The sequence below is a fragment of the Affinibrenneria salicis genome, assembly GCF_008710095.1.
The window spans coordinates 1-9449 of sequence record NZ_VYKJ01000032.1 but is presented as its reverse complement, the minus strand read 5'-3'; the positions used below and the strand labels follow the sequence as shown (position 1 = coordinate 9449).

Sequence of the window (9449 nt, the reverse complement as noted above, 5' to 3'; positions counted from 1 at the left end):
ATTTTTAGCCCATTTACTCAACTCGCCGCTCGTATATTCCGGCCCGTTGTCACAGCGGATCGAGGCTGGCTTTCCACGCCATTCAATCAGACGCTCCAGCGTTTGTTTTACCCGGGTCGGGGGTAACGAGAAGTCCACTTCTATTGCCAGCGCCTCGCGGTTAAAATCGTCAATGATGTTCAATAACCGGATTGAGCGGCCATCCGATAACTGGTCATGCATAAAATCCATCGACCAGCTTTCATTACTTCGCTCCGGTGCCCTTAACGGTTCCGGCTCTTCCCGTTTCAGCCTTTTCTTCGGCTTAATGCGCAGGTTCAGCGAAAGCTCACAGTAAATCCGGTAAACCCTTTTATGGTTCCAGCCGAAACCCTTCACATTGCGGAGGTACAGATAGCACAGACCAAAACCCCAGTTTCGTTGGCTGTCGGTAATACACAATAACCACTCTGCAATCTGCTGATTTTCCTCATCAGGTTTCGGCGTATAGCGGTAACAACTTTCACTGACTGAAAATATCTGACAGGCAAAACGAATACTGATATGCCTGTTTTCCACGGCTGCTTTTGCCATCTGCCGACGCTGAGATGGCTTTACCACTTTTTTTGCATGGCTTCCTGAATAATTTCAGCTTTAAGCCGTTCTTCCGCGTACATCTTTTTGAGGCGACGGTTTTCGTCTTCCGGCTCTTTCAGACGGGTCATGAGGGACGCATCCATCCCGCCGAATTTAGTCCGCCACTTGTAAAAACTGGCGCTGCTGATGCCATGCTCGCGGCACAGTTCAGGCACGGGTGTTCCGGCTTCGGCCTGCCTGAGGATGGCGATGATCTGGCTGTCGGTAAAACGTGATTTTTTCATAAGAATCTCCTGCGTTTAGACTACGAGAAAATTCTACTTATGAATACTCTGCTTTTTCGGGGGGATTACCGGGACTATAACGAGTGCAAAACTCTTTTATCGCTGAATTACCAGACTGCCTCTTAATTTGAAACAAGCTGGAGAAATAAAGAATTAGAAGGTAAACAAACCGTCTTTACTAACTGAAGGTTTTATCTAATACTGAGGGTAGGTCACACCCATTGCATCATTTGAAAGCACAATTATCTATTGAAGCCAAAAAATAATATATAGAGAAGGATTTTATAAACCCACTATAGCGGGTTTATAAAAACATCAAAGATAGGCCATTAAAAAATCAATCTTTTTAGTGACACTAAAGAATTACACATTTAAAATTTCAGTTATTGCTCATTGCCACTTCCCCATTGTCAATCATAATTAATGAATCAGAATATTCAAGCATTGACTCTTTATGAGTGATGTTCAGAATAGTTGCATTGGGAAAGGACTGCCTGATGTTGCGCATTATGATATCGGCATTAGATACATCTAGAGAGCTAGTTACTTCATCGAGTATTATAAGCTTCGGGTTTCTTAAAAATAACCTAGCAAGAGATAACCTTTGTTTTTGACCACCAGATATAGCTTCTCCATCATCTCCTAACTTGATTGAAAGAATATCATTACCCGCAGTTAGAAAATCATCAGTAAGGCTAGCCAATTTAATTGCACATAACAATTCATCTCTGGATGCCATCGGTTTTGCAATCCTTAAATTGAATTCGATTGTATCCATGAAAACGCTTTCATTTTGAGTGACAAAATATGAGATATCACTTAATTCGCTTCGATGAATTGCATTTATATCCACCCCATTAAAAAATATTTCATTATCAGCAGGGTTTAATCTGCGAGCAATTAAATTAGCTAGTGTAGTCTTACCGGAACCGCTGCGTCCTTTTATAGTGACAAATGCACCTGATGGAACTTCTAAATTAACATTATCGAATAATACACCATCCTCAAATTTAAATTTTAGGTTTTTGATATGAATATTAACCCCGTCAGAATTGGGTACTATAGAGGGCGAGAGGGATTCTTCATTAAAATTATTTTTTTCGAAGAAGGGAAATAGTGTAGATATTGACTGCTTTACCTGACTGAGCATTTGTCCTATATTGTCAAGTGGTGATGACAAAAGAAAAATATATGAGGATATCATCACAAAATGCCCCAGGGAAACCTCACCACTTACAGTACGAAACAGAGTAAAAAGAAAAGTGGAACTAAAAAAAACTAAGGTTATTAATGAAGTGACACCTACAAGAAGTGAATTATTTTTCCAGTATTTTTTTTGAATGACAACATCTTTAAGTAAATAACCTGAGTATCTTTGGAAAAAGAATTCAAAACTATTACATGACTTTGCTGCAGAAATATTTTTGACACTATCAGTCAATAATGTATACGCTTGAACTCCCGATTTCATCAGGTCCTTTCTGTAAACAATAACACGAGTAGTAAAATAATGGTTAACAGAAATGAATATGCATATATAAACAAGGAAAATCAATGCAACAACATAATCACGGGAAATCAAAATTACAATAATGCTAAAAAAAACTTGAAATAATGGAGGGATAACATTGAATGCCAAGTTATTTATCAATGAATACAGATCATTAGTTAGATTATTCAACCTCTGTGCAACTCCACCAGTATTCTCATTCATACTTTTTGGTTGATCTTTGTTATATATATCAATCAAAAACTTATTACTTATTGATGATAAACAACTAACCCTGAGCATGCTTTGTAAATACAGGGAAGTAAGTGAAATTATCTTAGTTGTTGTGATTAAAAAAACATAGCACATGCCTAACCACAGAAAAACACTCATATTTCCATTCGCCTGATTTTTAGTATTAATACCATCAGTTATCTTAGACATTAAAACAGGAGAAAAGGAAACTGCAAATATAGAAGAAAAAGATAAAATTAGTATCAAAATCGCTGAAAGTTTCGCATTGCGAGAAAGTAATGGCATCAGGGCTTTAAATATTATAGCTAACTTTCTCATTATAGTTCCTTAAACATTTTTTTATAAATAACTAGCTTTGCCAACCGTATTATGCATTCAAAATCATTTTGTATTGAGACATTACAGTTGTAACTTAATGACCATAATAGTTTTTGAAAGTCAACTCCTATAGACTCAAGAAAAACCTTATCTTCAAAGAAAACTTGCGAAATATATTTATTATTATAATTCATTATTTTATACACTTGCTGAGAAGAAGACCTCTTTCTTTTATTATAAAAAAAATCACACTTGAAGAATTTTGTAGCTTGATTCCTTATATGAACTCTGTCAAAATCTCCGTTAAATTTCTCATGGTATTTTAAGTGAATCTGAGATGCTATTACATTGTTTAGTAGATATGGGTATAAATTAAATGAAGATTTACTCATAGATATCTGACTACCGGTAATCAATACGATTAGCTCTCTTATATAATCAAATTTAGCTGTCCTTTTATCAACATTTTTCAGCCAAGGATGATTTGTAATATTATGCGTATCTTTTAAAGGCATCCAATCAACTATTGTTGTGACTGAGGTTCTCTTTGTAAGGGAAGATAGAATTAAATCGAAAAAATTTCTCCCCTTCAAGCCAGCTAACTGATATGCTTTTTTTAAGGCCAAAATAGGTTTAAAATCAACAATGCAGTCTCGAACTATTTTTGTAGATGGATTTTGTACGAACAAGCTATCCCCTCCGTGACCGCTAATAAATATATTTTTGGGGTTATTAACTCTGCTAATATAGTCAGCGTTATTCGTAACGTCAACGTCATAGAGTTTAACATATCTCGGGTTGTTCAATATTTCTCTTTGGTCAGTGTATGAAGCTTGAGATCTTTTTGTAAACAATATTTCACCGCGTATAGAATATGTTTCACAAAGATGATTAAATTCATTTATCTCCGAATCTATTTTTTCATTTTCAGGTCCCACATGAAATGACGTAAAATCAATACTCGAGTCCTTGAGAAGGAAAAATAACAATGTTGAGTCCAATCCGCCAGAAAGATATAAATTAACATTTGAGAATGCACTGGTTATGTTTTTAATAGCACGAGATGAAGTCCCAATAAAATCATCATTTATTTTTGGATAAAAGACCTTCCGACTAACAATGCACCCCTTATCAATTAGATATTCAGAACCTGAATAAATTTTCTTTATTCCATAGAGCAGCGTTTTCTCACTCAAACCTTCAATGTTATAGACGAATAGCTTACAATAGTCGAGGTCAATAGTTCGGTCCTTTACTATTGAAACTAAATATCCAAAATCAGATGATATAATAATATTACCGTTGTCATCCTTGCAAAAAAAAATTTCTATACAACAATATAAACTAGTGATTATTTTTATAGAATCAGAAATATGAATAAAGCAAAAAAAACCTTCACAGTATTTCAATGTCTTTTCAAAATCAGTAAAAGACTTAAATTTTTCAAAATACTTCTCAAGGGTGATTGACTCACCATTAATAGATATTAATCCATATAATAAATAGACATTACTGTCTAATGTGTAAACTTCAAATTGATTAGCTTGAAATACCCAACCATTGGAATATTGGAAATTAAGTATTGGGTCGGTAAAACTCTTATTTGCAATGAGTAACATATTAATCCCCATTTAAATCACTAATATTACCGAGAGTTTTTCTCTTAATTTAGGGTCATCATTTATAACAACTCCATCTAACTCCACCCAGGCATGGCTGTAAAATGGCTGAGTTCTGACACCAATTACCAAAACAGCAGGCACACCATGTTGATTTAACTTACTTGCCAAAAAAAAAGAGTATGATAAGCAATTACTTTTTTTTGATATTAGCGGAAATATTTTTATAAGATATGTTTTATATTTATCTATAATCAACTGTTTATCTACTGCGTATTTTTTATTTTTTCTTCTTACCTTTTCTAACCCAGATACTACTCCTATTAAACCACAATTTTTTATCTGCTTTATCAAAAAATACAATTCTAAAATTGATATAATTATATCAATTTTTAAACCAGATTTTTTTTGAGGCTGAGATATCATCCATCTCTCCTCAAGATATCCATTGTAATTGAATTCATTACATTCTGAACTTATGAGATAGTTACTTTTTTTTTCTAAACCACATTTTTCTAGATTCCATAAATATTCTGATGCGGAATTTAACAAACCATCAATCGAGTTATTTTTCTTTATTATAGTGTACTCATCTTTTATTACATCTAACATAATTACGTCTTCTCGGAAAATTGTAAACCTTAACATTTAATCGTCCTGTAATTAAAGGCTGATTACTATAACCAGCCTTATTTATTAAGATGCTTTTTAAACTACATGGTCTTTCTGATCAACTGTATCTGTTACCCTGACTAGAGTCTGTTGGTGGGTTTGAGTGTTCAAAATACTCAGGAATACCTCCATCCCCCCCTCTGGTCAATACACTTGCCTTACCTTGGACTTTATAGGACTCAATCATTTCAGTTGATGATGGACCGTTACAGGCAGAGATTTCTTTATTGCTTGCATTCTCGATATCAGACATTTGTAAATCCTCCTTTGTATAAGCTCCATTAAACTTATTATAAAATTAAAACATTAAGTCAATATTTCGACACTGATAAGACAAGTAAAATTAATGATTCAAAACAAAACACTAAAAAATTTGAAAAAATAAGATAAATATAAAGACAAAAGACATATTTGTAAATAATTTGATATAAAATTTTGAGTGAGTAAAATTAGCCATTAATATCATTAATTTATCTTTTGGTGTGCTTTAAAACTAAGAGCCTATCCCAATAGGATTTTATTCCAGACAATAATGCCGCAGGAAAAATGCAGCATCGCTTCATAGTTTTCGACTTTTTTCTCCCAACGAGTCTGAAGCAGACGGAAGCGATTCATCCAGCTGTGCGTTCTCTCCACAACCCACCGACGGGCTTTGTAATTCATATTCTTGCTGGCATCGTATTCTTCCTTACGCGACTGAATATGTGGTTCATAACGCCGATTTTTCAGTTCGCTTTCCAGCCATTCGGCGTCATACCCCTTGTCCAGACAGATATTGAGCCTTCTGCCGGGCCTGCCCGTCTGAAGGGCATCAAGAGTATCTGTGACTAACCTGATATCGTGGGTATTCGCCCCTGCGACAACCAGAGAGAGTGGTAGCCCGTTCCCATCGGTCATCAGACTACGCTTTACCCCCTGTTTCCCCGGGGCTGTGGGATTGCGGCCTGTTTTTTTGAGCCTGCCAGCGGGGATTTTGTCATACAGCCGTCCATCGACAACCATGACCAATCAATGGCTTTCAGTTGTTCGCTGACCATCAATCCGTTCTGCCTGAAGCGCTCAAAAACCCCCGCTTCGCGCCATTCCTGAAAGCGGCGGTGTGCGGAACTCGACGAATAGATCCCCGTTTCATTCAGTGCGTTCCACTGGCATCAGTGCGAAGCACAAAGAAAATGGCGTCCATAGCAGACCGGTCATCAACACGCTTTCGGTGCGTTCCCTGCGGGTGGCTGGTTTTATGTTCAGGAATAAGCGGAGCCATTTTTTCCCAGAGTTCATCGCTAATCTGCCATTTAATGCCTGCCATACTTTGCCCTCAGAAATTATCGTGATGCCATTGTACTGAGTCCCGGACAGGCTCACGAAAGCCAGTTCGCATTACGCCTGCTGGATGGTATTGGTGTTCAGCGTCAGAACGGCAGTATGAAGCGCCGTGTGGTTATGCGGTTTTGGCTGACAAAGCTTACTCAGGGCATGCGCTTCGTAACGAACTGAAACGAAAAGGGATAAAAGCAGTTATCCCCCGAAAATCTAATGAAAAAATGGCTTCTGACGGACGCTCACGGTTCGCCAGTGACGTTTACCGTCGCCGCAACGTAGTGGAGAGATGTTTTGGCCGGTTAAAAGAGTACCGGCCTATTGCCACACGCTACGACAAAACGGCGAGAAATTATCTGTCGATGGTGAAACTGGGCTGCATCCGACTCTTTTACAAGAAGTTATGCAATTAAGGGACACAGCCTAATTCCAGGTTCAGCCAAATGCTTTTAGTGGCAGTATTACAGCTCCCCCATCTGGTCTTCATTTTCTTCACGCCCCAGGCTGCTCTACGTTGCTCATTACCTGCCTCACCTTAAGGTGTCCATTACTCTTCCACTGCGATCTCTACATTTTCAGCTTCTGCAAACTCATCAATACGCTGGCCGTTAAAGCGCCAGCAGTCCATGGCAATATTCATAAGTAAATTCTGACGAGCGGTGATACTGTCGGACGCCCATTGATTGAACGCATAGCCATATTTCTCTTTGAAGCGATTTAAAGCCGTATTGTTACCAATGACATATTGATCGTTAAGCAGACGCGTCATGATAATTTCAGAGTTAACATATTGTTGCTGTTTGTGCACAAACCAATCTGTGCTAAGATCGTTAAAATTATTAACGGCTTGATTAATCGTTCCTTCAAGTAAGGTGACATTACCTAATCTGTAAATATATTTTGAACGCTCAACTTCATCAGAAAATTCGCTACTATTCTGAGCATTCTTTACCTTTTGCGGAAGAATATGTTCTATTTGTAATTGCTGAATAGCCGCTTGGTCTTTGGCGGGGAAACCACACTGTTGACGAATCTCATTTTCTAACTTTCCCAGAATAAAACGTTCACGATACTGTGGATTAAAGTTGTAGTGAGCTATAAATTGGAATGCATGGTAGAAATCATTGAGGCGCGAGCAGATAAAGGGAACCAAAGTTGTGGTGACCACCTTAGCTACATCATCTTTGGTTTTCATACCGCGTAATTTTGCCGCCCATTGAGTAAAACGCTGTTCATAGGTTTTGGTCTGAATCGCCATAGTGTTGGCGAAGAAGAGAAAGCTTTCCATCTGGCTGGCCAAATAGTCCAGCACGTCGTCCGAGCAATGCGTGTCTAGCGCCATCAGCAGCACCAGATGCTGCCGCGAACGATATTTGTTGATATAACCAATATTTGTAACATGTGGATAACACAGGCTATCACGCCAACTAGCGGCATCGTTAGTAGCATTCACCAGTTTTGCATAGCGTTCCGATAATTGTTCCAGCTCTTTTACCAGAACCACTGGTTGCAATTTATAGTTAAGCAACGTTTCGCCTTCTGCGGAAATAATCCATTTATATATGTTATCTTCGCGCAGAATCCCCTGATGGTAACGCGCCATTAGGAAATATCGTAAAAAACGCAAGGGATTATCACCTTCACCACAGGATTCAAGGTTACTCGTGATGGTCTTCCAGATGGTTTTGATATGGACAAACTGAGTCTCTTTTGCCTGACTGAAGAGCAAATTTTTGACCAAGTCCATGGCGTTAAGCCCTGCGCCTCGCTGGTTGATCGTTTCAAAAATCTTCAGAGCGCTACTGAGATTTTCTGACTCAATCACCACCAATTCGACCTTGGTCAGGAAATAACGAGCAAAGTCGATCAATCTGCTTAGCCCCGTTTGTAGCTGACCGAAAAGATATTGATGGATATGCAGGTAAGCATCAAGCATCTTTCTCACCGACGCTGTCTGTGCGAAGTCGTCTATTCCGCCAGCGATTAGTTTAGTCATAAAACCCTGGCTTTCTTCATATTGGAGATCGAGGCGAATCACGGTTTCATCGCTATTAATATCGTAACTAGATAGCCATTCATCAATATTTTTGAGATATTCCTGACCGCGTCTGTCAAGGATTTTCTGCTGCTCTCTTAATAGATTTCGCAGTGCGCACATGGTGATTACGATAGTGGTTAAACGTTGCTGACCATCGATCACATCATATTTTTCACCATTTTTTACAATGATAATTGAACCAAGAAAATAGCCGTCTTGCTCTTTTTGGTCCGGCTGGTATTCGTTGTCTAGGTCCGAGAGAAATTGTTCAACTTGATCGTCCACTTTCCAGACATATTCACGCTGATAGTCAGGCACCAGAAAATAAAACTCACTTAATTTAGTAATGCTTTTTACATCTGCTTCAATTTTCATATTGATCTGTCCCCGAAATTATTCCCACCTAATTACGCTGCCATTTCATAATGCACCGGCGTTTGATAACCCAGCGTTGAGTGCCTGCGGCGGCGATTGTAAAACACCTCAATATAATCAAACAGGGCGTTCATTGCCTGCTCTCTGCTGCTAAACGCTTTACCCTGCATCAGTTCCGTTTTCAGTGTGTGGCAGAAGCTTTCCATTACCGCATTATCATAACAGCAGCCTTTCCCGCTCATTGAGCAGACTAAATCATTGTTTTTCAATATCTCACGATACCGATGGCTGGCGGGCTGGCTACCTCTGTCTGAATGCACGATGACCTTCCCCGTCGGTCTGCGCTGTTTTATTGCCATCTCTGACGCGTCAATCACCAACTGCTTTTTCAGGCGATTACTCAGACTCAGGCCGATAATGCGTCTGGAATACAGGTCAATCACCGTCGCCAGATACAGCCAGCCTTCTCCCGTGCGGATATACGTGATATCCGAAGCCCACGCGAT

At 38.6% G+C, this 9449-nt stretch carries 6 protein-coding genes and 4 pseudogenes; 1 reads left to right on the top strand and 9 read right to left on the bottom strand.

The features are described 5' to 3' along the window. From FJU30_RS26390 to FJU30_RS26365, 6 genes and pseudogenes are all read right to left on the bottom strand, one after another. Positions 1-860: pseudogene (locus tag FJU30_RS26390) on the bottom strand (IS3 family transposase); the annotation flags it as partial. A gap of 379 nt (positions 861-1239) precedes the next feature. Then, the gene (locus FJU30_RS26385; RefSeq protein ID WP_150437896.1) at positions 1240-2922 is read right to left on the bottom strand and encodes an ABC transporter ATP-binding protein; all 1683 of its coding nucleotides are present in this window, start codon (positions 2920-2922) and stop codon (positions 1240-1242) included. Then, complete coding sequence (locus FJU30_RS26380; protein WP_191091702.1) at positions 2922-4541, bottom strand: asparagine synthase-related protein; 1620 nt, start codon at positions 4539-4541, stop codon at positions 2922-2924. The genes FJU30_RS26385 and FJU30_RS26380 overlap by 1 nt, the downstream gene beginning before the upstream one ends. Before the next feature lie 12 nt (positions 4542-4553). Further along, a complete protein-coding gene (locus FJU30_RS26375) occupies positions 4554-5153 on the bottom strand; it encodes a lasso peptide biosynthesis B2 protein (RefSeq protein WP_191091701.1) in 600 nt (199 codons plus the stop codon). A gap of 118 nt (positions 5154-5271) precedes the next feature. Further along, positions 5272-5466 carry an acinetodin/klebsidin/J25 family lasso peptide gene (locus FJU30_RS26370; RefSeq protein ID WP_150437893.1) on the bottom strand — a complete coding sequence of 65 codons (195 nt, stop codon included), beginning with the start codon at positions 5464-5466 and terminating at the stop codon, positions 5272-5274. A 248-nt stretch (positions 5467-5714) separates the two neighbouring features. Further along, positions 5715-6519 (bottom strand): annotated as a pseudogene (locus FJU30_RS26365) (IS5 family transposase). A 29-nt stretch (positions 6520-6548) separates the two neighbouring features. On the opposite strand from FJU30_RS26365, the pseudogene FJU30_RS26360 reads away from it, so the two are divergent. Then, positions 6549-6943: pseudogene (locus FJU30_RS26360) on the top strand (IS5 family transposase); the annotation flags it as partial. 11 nt (positions 6944-6954) lie between these two features. Here FJU30_RS26360 and FJU30_RS26355 read toward each other — a convergent pair. The 3 genes and pseudogenes from FJU30_RS26355 to FJU30_RS26345 all read right to left on the bottom strand — a co-directional run. Then, positions 6955-7032: pseudogene (locus FJU30_RS26355) on the bottom strand (YgjP-like metallopeptidase domain-containing protein); the annotation flags it as partial. Positions 7033-7077: 45 nt separating this feature from the next. Next, positions 7078-8943 (bottom strand): DUF262 domain-containing protein, encoded by a 1866-nt coding sequence (locus FJU30_RS26350; RefSeq protein ID WP_150437892.1) that lies wholly within the window; start codon positions 8941-8943, stop codon positions 7078-7080. A 32-nt stretch (positions 8944-8975) separates the two neighbouring features. Then, the coding region (locus FJU30_RS26345) for an IS3 family transposase (protein ID WP_191091700.1) at positions 8976-9449 on the bottom strand (474 nt) is incomplete at its 5' end.

What these genes read in the sequence shown, in the direction of transcription:
- FJU30_RS26370 (WP_150437893.1), bottom strand. Translation starts at nt 5,466, where the DNA reads ATGTCTGATATCGAGAATGCAAGCAATAAAGAAATCTCTGCCTGTAAC.
- FJU30_RS26385 (WP_150437896.1), bottom strand. Translation starts at nt 2,922, where the DNA reads ATGAGAAAGTTAGCTATAATATTTAAAGCCCTGATGCCATTACTTTCT.
- FJU30_RS26350 (WP_150437892.1), bottom strand. Translation starts at nt 8,943, where the DNA reads ATGAAAATTGAAGCAGATGTAAAAAGCATTACTAAATTAAGTGAGTTT.
- FJU30_RS26380 (WP_191091702.1), bottom strand. Translation starts at nt 4,541, where the DNA reads ATGTTACTCATTGCAAATAAGAGTTTTACCGACCCAATACTTAATTTC.
- FJU30_RS26375 (WP_191091701.1), bottom strand. Translation starts at nt 5,153, where the DNA reads ATGTTAGATGTAATAAAAGATGAGTACACTATAATAAAGAAAAATAAC.